This window comes from Enterobacter sp. PL1, from assembly GCF_945957325.1.
GTDB classification, from domain to species: Bacteria; Pseudomonadota; Gammaproteobacteria; order Enterobacterales; family Enterobacteriaceae; genus Enterobacter; species Enterobacter roggenkampii.
In genome coordinates this window covers 97,824-117,761 of record NZ_CAMFKT010000013.1, presented here as the reverse complement: position 1 = coordinate 117,761, position 19,938 = coordinate 97,824, and the positions used below count along the sequence as shown (strand labels likewise).

The window sequence follows — 19,938 nt, the reverse complement described above, 5'->3', positions numbered from 1 at the left end:
TCTTACATCAAAAACGTTACCCTAACTTAAACACACATTAAGCACGCTTAAATAATAACGTTTGACATGATATTTAAAATGCTCCCTACCAATTATCATACTGGGTCGTAAACGTTAAATAACAGAACCACAAAAGAAAACAAAAAGACAGTAAAAAACAACCACATAAAAAACAACAATTATAAAAAAGAGGAATGCATTAATGCCCCACTCATTGTTTCCATCTTTATTTACCAAAGCTTAATTTGCACAACCCTCATTTTCTGTCTATATCATTTTTATATTCCAGAAACCAATTCCTCTATTAATTACAGGGTTTTATAAAATACAAAACACCCATTAAACGGTTTTTTCATAAGTCATTAGATTCGCTCTGATGTTGCCACTCTGACGCATGGCGGGCATCGTGCGCGCTGAATTCTACGGTGAGCGCTGTTTTATAACAGCAGCTGCGCCGGGGGCGCCCTTTACCTTCAGCAGAGATGGCTCGTCTTGCTCGCCGTTCATGACACTTCTGCTGGAGTAATAACAAAATGAGCCAAATCTCTGTTATTTCGTAACTTACTGGCGTAGAAACGACCCTGGAAGGCACACAGGTTACGCTGAACCATTCCTCTGTCGTTGAGCTTCACGTCGAGCGAGCGAGCGTCTCCCACTTCGCGCGAAGCGGTAACGACCTGCTGGTGACACTGCACTCCGGCGAGGTGATCACCCTTAAAAACTTCTATGTGGCGGACGCGCAGGGCGTGAGCCAGCTGGTTCTGCAGGACAGCAACGGCGCATTATGGTGGATTGAAGATCCGACCGGGGCCGCCACGTACGAATCTATCGCGTCCACGGACGTGCTGCTTGCGGCGTCAGGAAGTGACGCCGGTGGCGCCGCCATCTGGCCATGGGCCCTGGGTGGTATTGCCGCTGCAGGGGGCATCGCGGCCGCGGCAAGTAGCGGCGGCGGTGGCGGCGGTGGTGGCAGCAGTAACAATTCGGCCGATCCGGATACGACTGCACCAAATGCACCTTCCGGCCTTAAGTTCTCCTCAGACGGTAAAACCGTCACCGGTTCCGCCGAACCCGGCAGCACCATCACGCTGAAAGACGCGAACGGCAACGTCATTGGCACAGGAAAAACGGGCAGCGACGGCAACTTTAGCGTCTCCCTCGGGACACCGTTGACCAACGGCGAGCAGGTAACCGCCACCGCGACGGATAACGCCGGGAATATCAGCCAGGGTTCAAGCGTCACCGCACCGGATCTCACCGCACCCGATGCACCAACGATTGGCAGCGTAATCGACGATATCGCCCCTCAGACGGGGACGGTGACCAACGGCGGCAGCACCAACGATCGGCGGCCGCAGCTCTCCGGCACTGCCGAAGCGGGCTCCACCGTGACGATTTATGACGGCGGAACAGCCATTGGCACCGCGGTCGTCGCCAGCAATGGCACATGGACATTCACCCCGTCCGTCGACCTGAATGAAAGCACCCACCAGATTACCGTACGGGCAACCGACGCCGCCGGCAACACCGGGCCAGCCTCACCGGTATTCACCCTCACCGTCGATCTTACCCCTCCGACAGCGCCCACCGCGATTGTGCTGCTCGACGATACGGGCCTTATTCGAGGAACAATCACGTCGGGCGTGCCTACCGATGCCTCGCAGCCGATCCTGGCGGGAACGGGCGAACCCGGTGGAACCATCACCATTTACGATAACGGCGTGGCGATTGGTACAACGACGGTGCTGCCTAACGGTACCTGGAGCGTTACCCCAGGGGGCCCGCTCCCGGACGGAACGCACTCGATCACCGTCACTGAAACCGATGCCGCCGGAAACCAGAGTACGGCCTCTGAGCCTATCATCTTTACCGTGGACACCACGCCGCCGTCAGCCCCAGGAAACCTCGTGGTGTCGAATGATGGCGGTACCATCAGCGGCATCGGAGAAGCAGGCAGCACGGTGACCATCCGTGAAGGCGATTTCACCCTTGGCACAGTGGTTGTTGATAGCCAGGGGAACTTCAGCCTGACGCTGAGCCCGCCGAGGATCAACGGCGAAATCCTGACCGCTGACGCCACCGACACGGCGGGTAACACCAGTCCGACCACCTCCGCGGCGGCACCGGACATTACCCCGCCGCAGACCCCGGTCATCCTGTCGGTGATCGATGACGTGCAGGCCACCACCGGCCCCGTGGCCCAGAATGGGCTGACCAACGACCGGGCACCGACCGTGAACGGCACGGGCGAGGCAGGTTCGACCATCACGATTTATAACGGCAGCGATGCCCTCGGTACGGTGGTTGTTCCCTCCTCCGGCCAGTGGAGCTTTACGCCGCCCACACCGCTGACCGACGGCACCTGGGTGCTGACCGCGAAGGCGACGGATCCCGCCGGTAACCCGAGCGGGATATCAAACACGTGGACAATTAACGTTGACGGGACGGCACCTGGCGCCCCGGTGATTTTACAGGTTGTAAACGATATACCAGGGCAGACCGGCGCGATCGACGTGAACGGGACCACCAACGACGCCACCCCGACGCTCAGCGGTACCGCTGAAGCAAACGCGACGATCAGCCTGCGCGTGGACGGTGTTGAAATTGGTACAACCGTTGCCAATGGCCTCGGCGTATGGAGCTTTACCCCTTCCTCCCCAATCGGTGAAGGCCCCCATGCTCTGACCGCCGTCGCGACCGATGCGGCAGGCAACCCCGGCCCCGTCTCCAACACCTGGACCCTGACGGTTGACAGCGTCGCGCCTGCGGCGCCGGTCATTACCCAAGTGCTGGATGATGTGCCGGAGCGCCTCGGCGCGCTCAATTCTGGCGACAGCACCAACGACACCACGCCAACGCTCAACGGCACGGCTGAACCGGGCTCAACCGTTACCATTCGCCTGGATGGTGCCGATCTTATTACGATCCCGATCGACGGCAGCGGCACCTGGACCTATACCCTTCCCACGCCGCTTGACGAAGGTCCTCATACCTTTAGCGTCGTCGCCACCGACGCGGCGGGTAACACCAGCCAGCCGTCAGACGACTTCACCCTGAACGTCGATATCACTGCGCCAGCGGCGGCCACCATCGCCACCGTGATCGACGACGTCGGCGGCGTACAGGGTTCGCTCAACAGCGGCGATACCACGGATGACACTCGCCCCCTGCTGCAGGGCACCGCCCCGGCAGACACGGTGATCACCGTCTATGACGGCACGACTCTGCTTGGCACCGCCATCCTCAACGGCAGCGGCGGCTGGAGCTTCACGCCCGTGACCCCGCTCACCGACGGTCCGCATTCCCTGACGGTGCACGCCACGGACGCCGCGGGCAATACCACCATCTCAACGCCATTTGAACTGACGGTGGACACCCTCACCCCGGACGCCCCTGACAATCTGAACCTGGCACCAGAAGGTACGCCACTAACCGGTAGTGCCGAAGCGGGAAGCCTCATCACGGTGAAAGACAGTAATGGCAACGTCATTGGTACCGGGGTTGCCACTGGCGGTAACTTCTCCATCGCTGTCAGCCCCGCTCAGCAGGATGGCGCGACCCTGACCGTGACCGCGACAGATGCTGCCGGGCATGAAAGTCCCGTTGCGAATTACACCGTCACCGGTACGGAGCCGAATCTTCCTGACGTGCCCGTGATCGTGGCCATCAACGATGACGTCGACCCAATCATTGGCGACGTGAAAGGCAAAACGACCAACGACACCACCCCAACCCTCACCGGTACGGCTCAGGCGGGAAGCCAGATCGCTATCTACCTGGACGGTGGCGTGACGCCCGTCTCGACGGTCACTGCCGACGGCAGCGGCAACTGGAGCTATACCCCAGCCGCGCTTGGCGAGGGGCTGCACACCTTTGAGGTGACCGCGACCCTCAACGGCCAGACCAGCGGCCGCTCTCCGGCGGCCAGCGTCACCGTTGACCTCACCGCGCCGGGCACGCCGACCATCGGCGCCGTGATTGACGACGTCGGCCCGGGCACCGGCCCGCTGACCAGCGGCCAGACCACCAACGACAACCAGCCGACGCTCACTGGCACCGGCGCGGTGGGCGATACCATCTCGATCTACAACAACGGCGTGCTGCTGGACAGTGTGGTAATCGGCAATACCGGCACCTGGAGCTACACCACGCCTGTCCTGGCAGAGGGCAATCACGTCCTGACCATCCGCGAGACCGATCCGGCGGGGAACCAGAGCGGTCCTTCGGCGGGCTTCACCGTCGTGGTGGATTCCGTTTCCGCCACGCCGGTCATCACCAACGTCACGGATAATGTGGGCAATGCCGCCACCACGGTGGTCAGCGGCGAGCTCACCAACGACGCCACGCCAACCCTTACAGGGACAGCGGACGCAAACAGCGTGGTGACTATTTTCGACGGCGGCACGCAGATTGCCGTAGTGACGGCTGACAGTACCGGCGCATGGACGTTTACTCCTGATACCGCCCTCGGCGAAGGCTCGCACAGCTTCACCGTCCGGGCGACCGACCCGCAGGGCAACCTCAGCGCGGTCTCCGCCCCCTGGAGCGTGGTGATTGACCTGACGGCACCGACGGTTCCAACGCTGGATAATGTGAACGACGACGTCCCTGGCGGCGTCCTGGGTAACCTCACCAGCGGCCAGGTAACCAACGACAGCACCCCAACCATCAGCGGCACCGGGCTGGCGGGCAGCACTATCCACATCATGAATAACGGCACGCAGATTGGTACAACGACCGTTGACGGAAGCGGGAACTGGTCCTTTACGCCGACCACGCCGCTGGGCGACGGCAGCTACTCCCTGCGCGCGTATGCAACGGATGCGGCAGGCAATGCCTCGGCCAACTCATCGGTCTTCACCTTTACCGTGGATACCGCAGCCCCCGGCGTGCCGGTGGTGACCAGCGTGGTTGATGATATCGGTCCGGTCACCGGGACGCTCACGTCGGGTAACAGCACCAACGACGCGCGTCCGACCTTCAGCGGCACGGGCGAAGTGGGTTCTACCGTGCACGTGCTCGTTGATGGCAACGAAATTGGCACGGCGGTGGTCAATGCCCAGGGCAACTGGAGCTTCACCCCGGGCAGCGATCTGGCCGAAGGTCCACACGCCATCACCTTTAACGCGACCGATGCGGCAGGCAACACCGGCGCCACAACGGCACCGTTTAACCTGACGGTCGATACGGGCGTGCCGTTAGCGCCGGTCATCTCGACCGCGGGTGACAACGTGGGCAGTATTCAAACCCCGCTCTCTTCCGGGCAGAGCACCGACGACACCACGCCGACGCTGAACGGCACCGCGACCGCCAACGCCACGGTCACTGTTTATGAGAACGGACAGCCGGTCGGCACCGTGCAGGCGGACGGCACCGGCGCATGGAGCTTTACGCCATCAGCGCCGCTGGGCAACGGCAGCCATACCTGGACCGCCACGGTCACCGATGCAGCGGGCAACGTCAGCCCGACCTCGCCGGGCTTTACCCTGATTGTTGATACCGCGGCACCGAACGCGCCGGTTATCAGCCAGGCAATCGACGACGTGGGCAGCATCACCGGCCCGCTCACGTCCGGGCAGACAACCGACGACACCCAGCCGCAGCTTGTTGGGACCAGCGAACCGTTTGCCACCGTGAAGATCTATGAGGGCACCACCCTGGTCGGCACGGGCACCGCGGACGGCAGCGGCAGCTGGAGCATCGTGCTCACCCCTCCGCTGACCGCGGGCGCGCACAGCTTTACCGCGCAGGCCACGGATGCGGCAGGCAATACCAGCGTGTCGTCCACCAGCTTCAGCCTCACTGTCGACACCACGCCGCCTGCGCTGCCGGTGCTGACCAGCATTCTGGATGACGTGGGCAATGCGGCGACGCCAGTTGCCAACGGTGGGTTCACCAACGACGCGCAGCCGACCCTCAGCGGTACGGCGGAAGCGGGAGCCACGGTGAAAATCTTTGATAACGGCGTACAGATCGGCAGCGTGACGGCGACCGGCGGCGCGTGGAGCTTTACGCCATCTCCGGCGCTGAGCAACGGCGCGCACACGTTGACCTTCACCGCCACCGATGCGGTGGGCAACGCCAGCGCCCCCACCGCCGGATATGTCATTAACGTCGATACCCTCCCGCCAGCCGCGCCGGTCATCAGTTCGGTCATTGATGATGTCGGCAGCGTCACCGGGCCCGTGACCGGTACAAACCCGACTAACGACACCCGTCCAACGCTGAGCGGGACCGCCGAAGCGAATGCCACGGTTCGGATCTACGACGGCATCACGCTGGTGGGCACGGTCACCGCCGATGGCAGCGGCAACTGGACCCTGTCACAAACCACCACCACGTTGACGCAGGGCACGCATAACTTTACCGCGACGGCCACCGATGCGGCGGGCAACACCAGCGTGGCGTCAGCCGTGACGACGATTATCGTCGATACGACCGCGCCAACGGCGCCGACCGGAACCTTCAACGCCGACGGTAGCGTCCTGACCGGGAGCGCGGAGGCGGGCAGCACCGTCACTATCCGCCTTGCGGACGGTTCAACGGTGACCGCCATTGCGGGCAGCAACGGCACCTACAGCTACACCTTCATTAACAAACAGATCGAAGGTCAGACGCTGCAGATCACCGCGACCGACGTCGCAGGCAACACCTCCCTGCCGGGCTCTGCCCTTGCGCCGGTGGTGCCGCTCTCCGCCAGCAATAACGTTGAGGAGCTGAACCTCAGCACCACGGCGACCGTCACCAACAGCCAGTACAGCGACTACGGCTTCCTGCTGGTCGGCGCCGTGGGCAACGTCCTGACGCTGATCGGTAATGACACCGCGCAGGTGAACTTCACGGTGGGCAACGGCGGCAGCGCGGACATCGTGGTAAACGCCAACGCCACGGGAGCGGTGCTCTCTCTGCTCAATACCCTTGAGCTGGTGGTGCAGCACTACGTCAACGGTGTCTGGACAACCGTGGTGGATACCGGCCAGCCGCAGTTTGCCGATCTCCTGACCCTCGGCGCCACCGGCGTCTCGCTGAACCTGACCGGGCTGGCCGACGGCAACTACCGCGTGCTGAGCTACAACACCAACCTGCTGGCGACAGGCTCCTACACCAGCCTCGACGTGGCGGTGAAAGAGACCGGTCCGGGTACGGTCACGGGCGATACCAGCCTCAACGGCAACGTGATCCTCGATACGGACCCGACCGCCGGCAGCGACAACGCGCCGGCCGGCACCACTATCTCCACGGTCACTAACGCGCAGGGCGTGACCACCAGCGTGAACGCCGACGGCACGGTGATCCAGGGCAAATACGGTACGTTGACCATCAACCGCGACGGCAGCTATACCTACAACCTGACCGACACCAGCGCCGCGGTCGTTGGCCGGACGGAGAGCTTCACCTACACCATCACCCATAACGGCGTCAGCGCGTCGGCAAACCTGGTGCTGTCTCTGGGTGCCGGTACGGTCATCAACGGCATTGTGGCAGTGGACGACACGGCCTCGCTGACCTTTGACACCACCGTGAGTGAGGTGAATAACGGCGCCTCGTCTCAGAACGGTTTTACCCTGGTGGGCATTAATCTCGGCAGCACGCTGGGGCTTAACCTGCTGGACGACCTGACCAACCCGATTATTTACAACGTGGAGGAAGGGACGACCCGCACCATGACCATCCAGGCCTCCGTGGGCGGCGTGGCGCTGGCATCGGTGTTCGATCTGTACGTCTATAAGTTCAACAATGCGACCCAGACCTTCGAGCAGGTTCGCGTCGAGTCGGGCTGGCTGCGCGCGCCGCTGCTGGGAGGCACGTCACCGCAGCTAACGCTGAACCTGCCTGCCGGGGAGTACCTGTTCCTGCTGAATACCGCGTCCGGGATCACCGCCCTGACGGCCTACACGCTGAGCGTCCTGCAGGACCATGTCTACAGCGTGGCGAGTATCAGCGAAACGACCACCGGCGACGTGCTGGCGAATGACCCGGTTCCAGCGGGCACGCTGGTTACCGAAGTGAACGGCGTGACGGTCAACAGCAGCGGCACCACCACCATTCAGGGGGAATACGGCACGCTGACCATCAATGCGTCCGGTCAGTACACCTATACCCTGAGGAACGGCGTAGGCGCGGACCATATCAGCACGCCGGATACGTTCGTCTACACCGTTACCGCGCCTGACGGCTCGAAGGATACGGCATCGCTCAACATCACCCCAACCGCGCAGGCAATGAATGCGGTCAACGATGTCAGCGCCACGATGGACCTTACCTCGGTGCACCACACGTCGGTCTACTCGGATACCACCGTGGGCGTCGCCAGCTGGACCACGGCCCTGCTCTCGTCAACCCAGGGCAGCGGCAGCGGAACCTTTGTGGTCGACCCGAACACCGCGCTGCACAACGCGTCGCTGCACTTTAGCGTGGCCTCGCTGCTGGCGCTGGGCGGGCTGACGGTGAACTGGACGATTAGCGATGCCAACGGCGCGATCCGCAGCGGCTCCTTCAGCGGCGCCTCGCTGCTGGGCGGCAGTATCGACGTCCCGCTGACCGGGCTGGATCTCAACGCCGGGACCTATACGCTGAGCTTTACCGGTAGCGTACCGGGGCTCAGCGTTGGGACCATCACCATCACGCCAAGCGTAAACGGCACCACCTACTCGCTGAGTAATTTCGACGTCACCGGCAGCCACACCGTCAACGGCAATATCTTTGACGGCACCGACTCTGGCGGCGTGCTGGATCAGCTCCACTCGGTGGATACCCGTCTGAGCGTGACCGGCTACAACGGCGTGACCACCACGCTGGATCCGTATACCGGCAGCGCAACGGTGAACATTGTCGGCCACTACGGCACGCTGGCGATCGGCGCTGACGGCCATTACACCTATACCCTGAACAGCGGGATATCGCTCTCAACCATGACGTCGAAGGAGACCTTCAACTACACCCTGACCGACTCTGCCGGAAGAACGGATACCGCTACGCTGACCATCAATATGGCGCCGCAGTTCATCAGCTCGGAACATAACGACGCCATCACCGGTACGGCCTACGGCGATACGCTGATTTACCAGGTGCTGAACAGTACGGTGGGGAATGCCACGGCGGGTAACGTCAGCAGCGCCGGAGGCGATCACTGGACCGGGTTCTCGCTGGCGCAGGGGGACAAGATCGACATCGGCGATCTGCTGGTGGGCTGGGACGGTAATACCGCCTCGTTGGGGAATTATATCCATGTCACACAAAGCGGTAGCAACACTGTGATCTCCATCGACCGTGATGGTGCAGGGTCCACCTACACTAATACTGCACTCGTTACGCTTGATAACGTTCAGACCACGTACGACGAGCTTGTTAACCAGCAACACATCATTACCTGATAGCACCTGCAACAGATGACCCGGGCGCACAGCGCCCGGGCATTCATAATAAAGCTGTACTTTTTTATTAGGGACATGACATGGGAATGAAGATGCCTTACTGGTGGCTCTCGTGCTGCCTGATATCTGTGCCCGCTTTCTGCGCAAATCCGGCGGCAACGATCAATACCGGACAGCTTCGCGAAACGCAGGAACTCCCCTCGCTCAACGGCCGCGTAGCCCCGGTGGCGGGCAACGCCGCGCCCGGTTCATTACAGCTTGGCGAGGCCGTCAACCGTGCCGTCACCTGGCATCCGGCCATCAGCGAAGCCGTGGGCAAACTCTACCAGCAGAGCGAAGAGGTGGACGTCGCAAAATCAAAATACTATCCGCAGATTAATGCCGGCGTGGACAACGGATATTCCCACGACGGCGACCAGAACGGCTTTACGCCGTCGCTGGTGCTTTCCCTCTCACAAATGCTCTACGACTTCGGCAAGGTGGCCAGCCAGGTGCGCGCCGAAAGCGCCGGCGTGGCCCAGCAGCAGGCTAACGTGCTGGTGAGTATCGACACCATCGCCCACGATACCGCCGTCGCCATGGTACAGGTGCAAACCTGGCAGCAGATGGTCGACACCGCCAAAGAGCAACTCGACGCCCTCTCCTCTATCGGCACGCTGACCCGCCAGCGTAACGACGAGGGGGCTACGTCGCTCTCTGACGTGGTACAGACCGATGCCCGTATCGAAGGCGCGCGCGCCCAGCTGATGCAATACCAGGCCAGCCTGGACAGCGCCCGCGCGACGCTGATGAGCTTTCTCGGCTGGAACAGCCTGAACGCGATCAGCAATGATTTTCCGCAAAAGCTGGCCCGCAGCTGCGATGTCGCCGAGCCGGACGACCGACTGGTTCCCGCGGTACTCGCCGCCTGGGCGCAGGCTAACGTCGCCCAGGCTAACCTCGACTACGCCGACGCGCAGATGACGCCCACCGTCTCGCTGGAGCCGGAGGTGCGCCACTACCTGAACGATCGCTACGCGGGCAGCGACACGCGGGATCGCACCCAGTATTCCGCCTGGGTGAAAGTGCAGATGCCGCTCTATCAGGGCGGCGGCCTCACCGCCCGGCGTAACGCCGCCGGACATGCGGTGGAGGCGGCACAGTCCACCATTCAGCGCACGCGCCTTGACGTTCGCCAGAAACTGCTGGAAGCCCGCAGCCAGGTGATGAGCCTGCAAAGCACGCTGCAAATTCAGGGTCGCCAGGAGGCGCTCAGCGCACGCACCCGCGAACTGTACCAGCAGCAGTATCTGGACCTCGGCTCGCGCCCCCTGCTCGACGTGCTCAACGCCGAACAGGAGGTTTATCAGGCGCGCTTCACCCAGCAGCAGACCGTTGGTCAGCTGCACCAGCTACAGCTCAACTGCCTGTATAACACCGGGCAATTGCGTCATGCGTTCGACCTTGATAACCGCACCATCCAGACCGTGGAGATCCAGCCATGAAGCAGCGTGATATCCCGCAAGGTGAAAACATGACGGATGCGGCCCTGGCCCAGTGGGCGCAGGCCTTTGGCTTTATCGCCACCCGCTACCGCGTCGCCTGCTCGCCCGGCGCGCTGATCGCAGGCGCACCGTGGCTGAAAGGCAAACCGATGGTGCCCGCCCTCACCCAGCTGGCGCGTGAGGCGGGGCTGTCGTTTCAGCTGCTCACCGCTGACCAGCAGTCAATCAACAGCTGGCGTCTGCCGGTGGTGGTGGCGCTGAATGACGGCCGGGTCGGGGCGATCGAGCACTTCGACGGCGACGACACGCTGGAAGTCAGCTTCTTCGACGACCAGACCTACACCAACCGGCTGTCGATGACGGCCATGCTGCCCGCCATCCGCCACGTCATTGCCCTGCGTCCTCTCGCCGCGCTGAAGGACAGCCGCGTGGATGCTTATATCTCAAAATATCGCCCGGACTGGCTCTACCGGCTGGTGATGCGCGATCTCCGCCCCTACAGCTGGGTGATGCTCGCCGCGCTGTTTATCAACGTGCTGTCGCTTTCCGGGATCGTCTTTTCCATGCAGGTCTATGACCGGGTGATCCCCGCCCAGTCCTACCCGACGCTGTACGTCCTGACCATCGGGGTGCTGATCGCCACCCTGTTTGGCTTCGTGCTGCGCGTGGCGCGCGGCCACATTATGGATCTGCTGGGCAAGCGCTCGGATATGCGCGTCTCGGATCGCGTCTTCGGCCACGCGCTGCGGCTGCGCAACAGCGCGATTCCCCGCTCAACCGGGAGCTTTATCTCACAGCTGCGCGAGCTGGAGCAGATCCGCGAGATGGTCACCTCGTCCACCATCTCGACGATTGTCGACCTGCCCTTCTTTTTACTGTTCGTGGTGGTGCTGGCGATCATCGCCCCGCAGCTGGCGTGGATCGCCCCGGTCGCGGCGGTGATCATGGTTCTGCCCGGCCTGCTGCTGCAGAAGAAGCTAGCGGAGCTGGCAAAGCAGTCGGCCCATGAATCGACCCTGCGCAACGCGGTGCTGGTGGAGAGCGTGCAGGGGCTGGAGGACATCAAGCTGATGCAGGCGGAAAACCGCTTTTTGCAGCAGTGGAACAGCTATATCCAGATCACCGCGGAATCCGGCCTGCGCACCCGCGAGCTGACGCAGAACCTGATCAGCTGGGGGATGACCATCCAGAGCCTGGTTTACGCCGCCGTGATTGTGGTCGGCGCGCCGATGGTGATCGACGGCACCCTGACCACCGGCTCGGTGGTCGCCGCCTCGATGCTGGCCTCCCGCATGATCGCCCCGATGGCGACGCTGTGCGGCGTGCTGGCCCGCTGGCAGCAGGTTAAAGCGGCAAAAGAGGGGCTGGACAGCATCATGCAGCTTCCCACCGAAAACCAGCGCGAGGAGACGCCGATCCGCCAGGACGTGCTGCGCGGCCACTACCTCTTCGAGCAGGCGCAGTTCCGCTATCAGCCGGACGATCCGCGCATGGCGCTGCGCATTAACCGCCTCGAGATCGGGCCGGGTGAGAAAGTGGCGATCCTCGGGCGCAACGGCGCGGGCAAATCGACCCTGCTGCAGGCGATGGCGGGCGGGATGGATCTGGCGGCGGGCGAGCTGCGGCTCGACGGCTTCAGCCTGCCGCATCTCGACGTGGCGGACGTGCGGCGCAACGTCGGCTTTATGACCCAGAACGCGCGGCTGTTTTACGGCACCCTGCGCGAGAACATCACCCTCGGCATGCCGCGCGCCACCGACGAAGAGATCTTCGAGGCGCTGGAGCTGACCGGCGCGGCGGGCTTCGTGCAGAAGCTGCCCAAGGGGCTGGACTACCCGATCATGGAAAACGGCGTGGGGCTCTCCGGCGGGCAGCGCCAGTCGATTCTGCTGGCGCGAATGCTGCTGCGCGATCCGAATATCGTGCTGATGGATGAACCCACCGCGTCGCTGGACGAGCACACCGAGCGGGAATTCATCCAGCGTCTGGGCGACTGGCTCGGGCACCGCACCCTGATCGTCGCCACCCATCGCGTACCGGTGCTGGAGCTGGTGGAGCGCGTGGTCGTGTTGAAAGATGGGATGCTGGTGATGGACGCGCCAAAAGCCCAGGCGCTGAGCAACAGCCGCATGCAGCAGCAACAGCAGCAACAGGCAGCAACCGGACGGGAGTGGAAAAATGAAAATCAGTCAGCGTGACGTGGCGGCAATGGACGATCTGGATAACGCCCTCGACTCCGAAAGCGGCTACACCGGCGCGCGCCGGATCGTGATCTTCTCGCTGCTGATGTTTGTGGTGCTGGGGGTCTGGGTGTGGTTTGGCGTGCTGGATGAGGTGTCAACCGGGTCGGGGAAAGTGATCCCCAGCTCGCGCGAGCAGGTCTTACAGTCTCTCGACGGCGGGATCCTCACCGAGCTGAACGTCCACGAAGGCGATCAGGTGCAGGCCGGACAGGTGCTGGCGCGGCTTGACCCGACGCGTTCCGAATCGAACGTTGGCGAAAGCGCGGCGCGCTACCGCGCCTCGCTGGCCTCCAGCGCCCGCCTGTACGCCGAGGTAAACGATCTGCCGCTGAAATTCCCGCCTTCGCTGGCGAAATGGCCGGATCTGATTGCCGACGAAACCCGGCTGTACAACTCGCGCCGCGCGCAGTTGGAGGATACCCAGCGGGAGCTTCGCGCCGCGTTAGATCTGGCGAACAAAGAGCTGGCCATTACCCAGCGGCTGGTGAAAACCGGGGCCGCCAGCCACGTGGAGGTGCTGCGCCTGCAGCGGCAGAAAAGCGATCTGGAGCTGAAGCTCACCGACGTGCGTTCGCAGTATTACGTCCAGGCCCGCGAGGCGCTCTCCAAGGCCAATGCGGAGGTGGATATGGTGTCGGCGATCCTCAAGGGCCGCCAGGATTCCGTCACCCGCCTGACGGTTAAATCGCCGGTGCGCGGGATCGTCAAAAACATCAAGGTCACCACCATCGGCGGGGTGATCCCGCCCAACGGCGAGCTAATGGAGATTGTGCCAGTGGACGATCACCTGCTGATCGAAACCCGCCTCTCGCCGCGTGATATCGCTTTTATCCATCCGAACCAGGAGGCGCTGGTCAAAATCACCGCCTACGACTACGCCATTTACGGCGGGCTGCACGGGGTCGTGGAGACGATTTCGCCGGACACTATTCAGGACGAGGCCAAGCCGGAGGTGTTTTACTACCGGGTGTTTATCCGCACCAGCCAGGATTACCTGGTCAATAAGGCGGGCAGGCATTTCTCAATTGTGCCGGGGATGATTGCGACGGTGGATATTAAAACCGGCGAGAAAACGGTGCTGGATTACATGATTAAACCGTTCAACCGGGCGAAAGAGGCGCTGAGGGAGCGGTAGTCAATCGCCGGGTGGCGGCTGCGCCTTACCCGGCCTACATGGTTTTCTCCCTCTCCCTGCGGGAGAGGGTTGGGGTGAGGGCATCAGACCGGAACCCGGGCGACATAGACTCCAACATAGCGCGCAAATTTCCCGATAAAGACGCCGGCAAACACGCCGCCGGAGACGATCGCCAGCGCGCTCATGGCGGGCTGCTGCATCGTCTGGGGAGAGACCGCGCTCATCACGCCCAGCACATATTTCACCCCGAACGCCAGCATCATAAACGGCAGCGCGGTGTAGTCGGCCTGGCGGTAAAGGCTGCGCGGCGCCTCTGCGCGGGTAATCACAGCCTGCTTAATCAGGACATACCCCAGCGCGGCACCGGCAAGGATCCCCGCCGTCCACAATGCAACAGTCCCGGGAGTCAGCGTGCGATAGACTATCAGATCGTAAATATCCCAGATAAGAAAGATGCCCGGAATAATGGCAAGCCGCTCCAGCGTCACGGTGGCGGGCCGTCGGGCTTTAAGGCCGCGGGAGATAAGGAAGATAAACAGCACCCACACCCAGACGGGCGTGTGCGTCACAACACCGATCAGAAATTCAAACATGGAGATCTCCATGGACGATTGCGGCCCGTGCCGCCCTGAACGCGTATTGCGCATAACGGCAAAACCACCGTTATGCGCAGGTCTTTTACAGCGATTTTTTCAGGCGTCGAACCGCTTCTATCAGTTGCTCATCCGTTGGGGTGACGAATGACATGCGCAGCGTTGTCTGGTCCGGCTCGTTGCAGTAGAAAAATTCGCCCGGCACAAAGACTACGCCGTTACTTAAGGTTTTTTCCAGCCAGCGGGTAGTGTTCATGCCGTTGTTCATTTTCGCCCACAGGAACATGCCCCCCTTCGGCTTGTGGAACGACATCACGTCGCCCAACTCGGCTTCCAGCTCCGTGGCGAACGTCCGGTATTTCTGGCGATAGGCCTCGCGGATCGTTTTAATCTGATCGGCCAGACGGCCGGTCTTCAGGTACTCATATGTCATCAGCTGAGACAGCGTGCTGGTGTGCAGATCGGTGGTTTGCTTAAGGTTCACCACCGCGCGCTTCAGCCACTCCGGTACCACCACCCAGCCCACGCGGGTACCCGGCGCGAGGATTTTAGAGAAGGTGGAGGTATACACCACGTTCTCTTCGTTGCCGATATCTTTGGCATGGGCAATTAACGGGCGGAAGACGTCATCGGTATAGTTAATTTCGCTGTACGGATCGTCTTCGATAATCACGAAGTCATAGCGCTTCGAGAGTGCCACCAGCTGTTTACGGCGCGCCTCAGACAGCGTAACGCCACCTGGGTTACCAAAGGTTGGAACGATATAGACCGCTTTGATGGTTTTCTTTGCCACCAACGCCTCAAGTTCATCAACCTTCATGCCGTCACCGTCGGTGCCGACGGATTCAAAGTTGGCCTGCGCCAGGCCAAAGACCTGCAGCGCAGCAAGATAGGTTGGACGCTCAACGACAACCGTATCGCCCGGATTCATTAACGCGCGCGCCAGCACGTCCAGAGATTGTTGAGAGCCGGAGGTAATGACGACATCATCGGCCTTACAGGTGATGCCGCGCCCCTCGCAGATGCGTTTAATTTCCTCGCGCAGCCCCGGCACGCCTTCCGTCAGGCCATACTGGAATGCTTCCCCAAAATGCTGCGATAAGACGGCATCAGAGGCAATTTTCAGCCCTTCGCGATCGAACAGGTCCGGGTTTGGGATACCCCCACCCAGCGAAATCACGCCCGCCATTTTGCTATGTTTTAATAATTCACGGATGGCAGAGGATTGCAGGCCCTGCGCGCTGCGGGCGAGTTTGTTTGCAGACATTCTTTGATTACCTTCTTTTTTTATATTGTGCCCAATCTTAGCAGAATATGGGCAATAAATTCCGTCAGCTTAGGCAGCGGCCGCAAATCCTGACGCCACAGTAAATGCACCGGTCTCGGCGCGGGCGTGAACGGTTCCATTACCCGAACCAGCCTGCCGCTTGCCAGCTCTTCCGCCACCAGCACCTCCGGCTGCAGCAACAGCCCCGCCCCCGCGCGCGCCGCCATGCGTAAGCCATAGCCGTCATTGCATCGTAAAACGGCATCGCGCTTCCAGCGCACCTCCCCTTCCACGCCCGGCAGCCGCCACTCGTTGCGCGCGGTCCACACCGTGTGCGAAAGACAGAGGTGATCCACCAGATCGTCTGGCGTTTGCGGCGTGCCGTGTTGCGCTAAATAGTCCGGCGCGGCACAGATCACCATGTTGTAGGGGCACAGGTATTTCGCCACCAGATCGTCGTTGTGAATGTCGCCAATGCGAATGGCCAGATCGACGCCCTCTTCCACCAGATCGACCATCCGGTTAGTCAGATCCAGCTCGATGCGTACCTCCGGGTAGCGCTGCAAAAAGGTTGCCGTCAGCGGGGCGATCGCGCAGCCGCCAAACGACGTAGGCGCCGTGACGCGCAGGGTTCCTGCGGGCGTGGCACGCAGCCGTTCAACCGCGCTTTCGGCAATCGACACCTGCTCCAGAACCCGTCGGGCTTCTTCAAAATAGACGCGTCCGGCATCCGTCAGGCTCTGGCGGCGCGTGTTACGCTCCAGCAGTCGGGTGCCCAGCTGTGCTTCCAGCAGCGCAACGTATTTGCCCACCATCACCGCCGACATCTCCAGCCGCGCCGCCGCGCCGGTGAAGCTGCCGCTTTCCACCACGGCAATAAACGTCTCCATGCTGCGAAGCTTATCCATATTCCAAACCTCTGGTTAGCAATCTTCTAACTTTAGCCCAGTTTATCCGACTTTTAATTTATTAAAGAATGAAGGCTCACAACATAAGGAGTCGGCTATGAAAATCGTCATTATTGGTGCCAGCGGTACGGTCGGTCGTGCGGTAACGGATGAGCTGAGTCGTCGCCACGAGGTCATCCGCGTGGGCCGCACGCAGGGCGACGAGCAGGTGGATATCACCTCGCAGGCGAGCGTTCAGGTGCTATTTGAGAAAATCGGCCCGGTGGATGCCATTGTGTCCGCCAGCGGCGGCCTCTACTTCGGCCCGCTCGCGACCATGAAGGACAGCGACTTCAACCAGGGCCTGCAGGATAAGCTGCTCGGGCAGGTGCGTCTGGCGCTGACCGGCCAGCACTACCTGAACGAAGGCGGCTCGATTACGCTGATAAGCGGGATCGTGGCGCACGAGCCGATTGCGCAGGGGGTAAATGCCACCACGGTGAATGCCGCGCTGGAAGGGTTTGTTCGCGCCGCAGCCTGCGAACTGCCGCGCGGGATCCGCATCAACCTGATTAGCCCAACGGTGCTCACCGAATCGGTCGACACGTACGATGGCTTCTTCCCGGGCTTCGAAAGCGTGCCTGCCGCCACGGTGGCGCAAGCCTATCGTCGCAGCGTGGAAGGCGTGCAGACCGGGCGGGTGTACAAGGTCGGCTACTGAGCCTTGCGGGCGGCGATCAGCACCAGCATCGGGCGCTCCGCCTCTTCGGCCAGCGCGGGCCAGGCGTCAATCTGCGCCTGCGTTGGCCCCCATTCGTTGACGTTGCTTATCGTTAATCCGGCTTTAATCAGCGCGTTAAGCGTGGTGCCCAGCGTACGATGGTATTTGATCACCCCGTCCGCCAGCCAGTTGCTGACGCGCTGGCCTTCGTCCTGATAATGATTCACGCCCCAGAACCGCTCGCCGTTATCGTCGGTCAGCCAACCCTGACGCGAGGCGCAGGTGTAAATCGGGTGCTCCATCGAAAAGACCAGGCTGCCGCCGGGCTTGAGCGCGCGCTGAACCCTGGCGAATAACGTGTCCAGTTCCGGAAGGTAGTGCAGCGCCAGCGAGCTGTAGACGAGGTCGAGGCTGCTTTCGTCGAGCTTGAGAGCGTCCAGATCGCTGCGCTGATAGTAAATCTGTGGATCCGCCGTAAGCTCCGCTGCGCGGGCGAGCATCTTTTCGGAGATATCAACGCCCGTGACCTCAGAGGCGCCCAGTTCGCGCGCGGCGCGGCAGAACCAGCCGTAGCCGCAGCCGAGATCGACAACCGATTTGCCGGTTAAATCGGGCAGCATGGCCTTAAGCGCGGGCCACTCCGGCGCACCGTCCAGCCCCTGCACCGAGCGCGGAAGCTGGGCGTAGCCTTCGAAAAACGCCGGGTTGTCGTAGATGTTTTGTGCCATGGCAGATCCCTCTTTAATAATGTGACGCCCAGTATAAAACATTGCCGGGTGGCGCTGCGCTTACCCGGCCTACGATTTGAGGGTTTCAGTAGGCCGGGTAAGGCGAAGCCGCCACCCGGCTCGCTTTTAGCCCACCGTACCCCAGACCAGATTGCCCTTATGGAACGTCGCGGTGCGCGGGGAGATGCGCGCTACGGCTTCGGCGGAACAGGAGGCGTCCACCAGCACAAAGCTGGCGTCGTCCTGCGCTTTCGGCCAGACGCGTTCACCTTTGTCGTTTAGCGGCAGCACGTCGCCGGTCGCAATTCCCAGCGCGCGGGAGAGCGTCTGCTCGTTCGGGCGGATATAGAGCTGGGCGTAGAGATTGGCTTTTTCCAGCATGTCCCCCAGACCGTACGGCGACCAGTGGTCGATCACGCTGTCGGTGCCGGTCATCACAAACACGCCTTTATCGCGCAGCTGCTTCAGCGGCATATGCAGGGTGCCAATCGGCACGGTGGAGGCGATAGTCACCTGCTGCGCCGCCATGCGGGTAGCAATCTCATCCACCTGCTGCTCGTTGAGCGTGGCCAGCGCGAAGGCGTGGCTGATGGTCAGCTTGCCCTTCAGTTGCGGGGTTTTCTCCACGGTTTCGACCATGTAGTTCACCGCCGCCACGCCCGCCGGGCTGGTTTCGTGCAGGTGAATGTCCACCCCTTTGTCGTAGTCCAGCGCAATCTGGAACATCAGATCGAGAGACTTCTCCATCGCGCCGTCGACGTTGGTCGGGTCCAGCCCGCCCACGTAGTGCGCCCCGGCCTGCATCGCCTCGCGCATCAGCGTTTCGGAATTCGACAGCAGCAGCCCGTGCTGCGGAAACGCCACGATCTCGCAGTCCAATCCGGGCTTGCGGCGCGCCAGCACCGCCTGCAGGTTTTCGAGATTCTTCAGGCCGGAAACCGGCTCAATATTGCAGTGGCTACGGGCGAGGGTGGAGCCTTTCGACTGGATCAGGTCGATCAGCTTTTCCGCACGCTCCTGGGTGTAGGGTTGGAGCTCAGGCAGCAGCTTCTGTTCCAGGCGGATCATATCCTGAATGGTGGTGCCCGCCGGGCGGTTGAGGGAGCGCCACGGGCCGCCGTAAAAGGTTTTATCCAGGTGGATGTGCATGTCGCGCATCGCCGGAAGCATCAGCTTTTTACCCGCGTCGTAGTGCGGCAGGGTCGCGTCGGCGTGGCTGCCGTTATCGCGCAGGGCGACAATTTTCCCGTCTTTGATCTCCAGCGTTTTCAGCTCGGTGCGGGTGCTCGTCGCCACGCTGCCGTCAAAATTAAACCCGGCTTCGAGCAGCACGTTGTCCAGATAGTAATGTTTCGCGGTGATGGTCATCGGTTTACCCGTCTCGCAGGTTGGTTTTGCGGAGTCGGCAGCATACGCGACGGAACCGGTCGCGCCAAACAGCGCGCAGGCGGTCACCATTTTGCCGCTCTGGCTGATGAATTCACGGCGGCTTTTATTTTCACTCAT

General features: G+C 61.7%; 9 protein-coding genes and 1 pseudogene. 5 read left to right on the top strand and 5 right to left on the bottom strand.

The features are described from left to right. Positions 1-533 precede the first annotated feature (533 nt). The 4 genes and pseudogenes from N6P30_RS13805 to N6P30_RS13790 all read left to right on the top strand — a co-directional run bounded on the left by N6P30_RS13805 (position 534) and on the right by N6P30_RS13790 (position 14,236). Positions 534-9,374: pseudogene (locus tag N6P30_RS13805) on the top strand (BapA/Bap/LapF family large adhesin). An 80-nt stretch (positions 9,375-9,454) separates the two neighbouring features. Beyond that, entirely contained in the window at positions 9,455-10,858 is a 1,404-nt protein-coding gene (locus N6P30_RS13800) for a TolC family outer membrane protein (RefSeq protein WP_023294384.1), read from the top strand. Continuing rightward, positions 10,855-13,056 carry a type I secretion system permease/ATPase gene (locus N6P30_RS13795; protein WP_023294385.1) on the top strand — a complete coding sequence of 734 codons (2,202 nt, stop codon included), beginning with the start codon at positions 10,855-10,857 and terminating at the stop codon, positions 13,054-13,056. Before N6P30_RS13800 ends, N6P30_RS13795 begins: the two co-directional genes overlap by 4 nt. A 10-nt stretch (positions 13,057-13,066) precedes the next feature. Further along, entirely contained in the window at positions 13,067-14,236 is a 1,170-nt protein-coding gene (locus N6P30_RS13790) for an HlyD family efflux transporter periplasmic adaptor subunit (protein WP_123277562.1), read from the top strand. Positions 14,237-14,319: 83 nt separating this feature from the next. Here N6P30_RS13790 and N6P30_RS13785 read toward each other — a convergent pair whose 3' ends face one another. The 3 genes from N6P30_RS13785 to N6P30_RS13775 all read right to left on the bottom strand — a co-directional run bounded on the left by N6P30_RS13785 (position 14,320) and on the right by N6P30_RS13775 (position 17,004). Then, positions 14,320-14,829, bottom strand: coding sequence for a DUF6622 family protein (locus N6P30_RS13785; protein WP_023294387.1), 510 nt, complete (start codon positions 14,827-14,829; stop codon positions 14,320-14,322). Positions 14,830-14,914: 85 nt separating this feature from the next. Beyond that, positions 14,915-16,096 carry a PLP-dependent aminotransferase family protein gene (locus tag N6P30_RS13780; RefSeq protein WP_008502551.1) on the bottom strand — a complete coding sequence of 394 codons (1,182 nt, stop codon included), beginning with the start codon at positions 16,094-16,096 and terminating at the stop codon, positions 14,915-14,917. 20 nt (positions 16,097-16,116) lie between these two features. Beyond that, positions 16,117-17,004, bottom strand: coding sequence for a LysR family transcriptional regulator (locus N6P30_RS13775; RefSeq protein WP_023294388.1), 888 nt, complete (start codon positions 17,002-17,004; stop codon positions 16,117-16,119). Between the two features lie 97 nt (positions 17,005-17,101). Here N6P30_RS13775 and N6P30_RS13770 point away from each other — a divergent pair, with 97 nt between their 5' ends. Continuing rightward, on the top strand, positions 17,102-17,704 hold the full coding sequence (locus N6P30_RS13770) for a short chain dehydrogenase (protein WP_023294389.1): 603 nt from the start codon (positions 17,102-17,104) through the stop codon (positions 17,702-17,704). On the opposite strand, the gene N6P30_RS13765 is transcribed toward N6P30_RS13770, so the two are convergent. Together N6P30_RS13765 and N6P30_RS13760 are read right to left on the bottom strand one after the other, a co-directional pair. Next, entirely contained in the window at positions 17,698-18,432 is a 735-nt protein-coding gene (locus tag N6P30_RS13765; protein ID WP_032664218.1) for a class I SAM-dependent methyltransferase, read from the bottom strand. The genes N6P30_RS13770 and N6P30_RS13765 overlap by 7 nt on opposite strands. 126 nt (positions 18,433-18,558) lie before the next feature. Next, entirely contained in the window at positions 18,559-19,938 is a 1,380-nt protein-coding gene (locus N6P30_RS13760; RefSeq protein ID WP_023294391.1) for an amidohydrolase family protein, read from the bottom strand.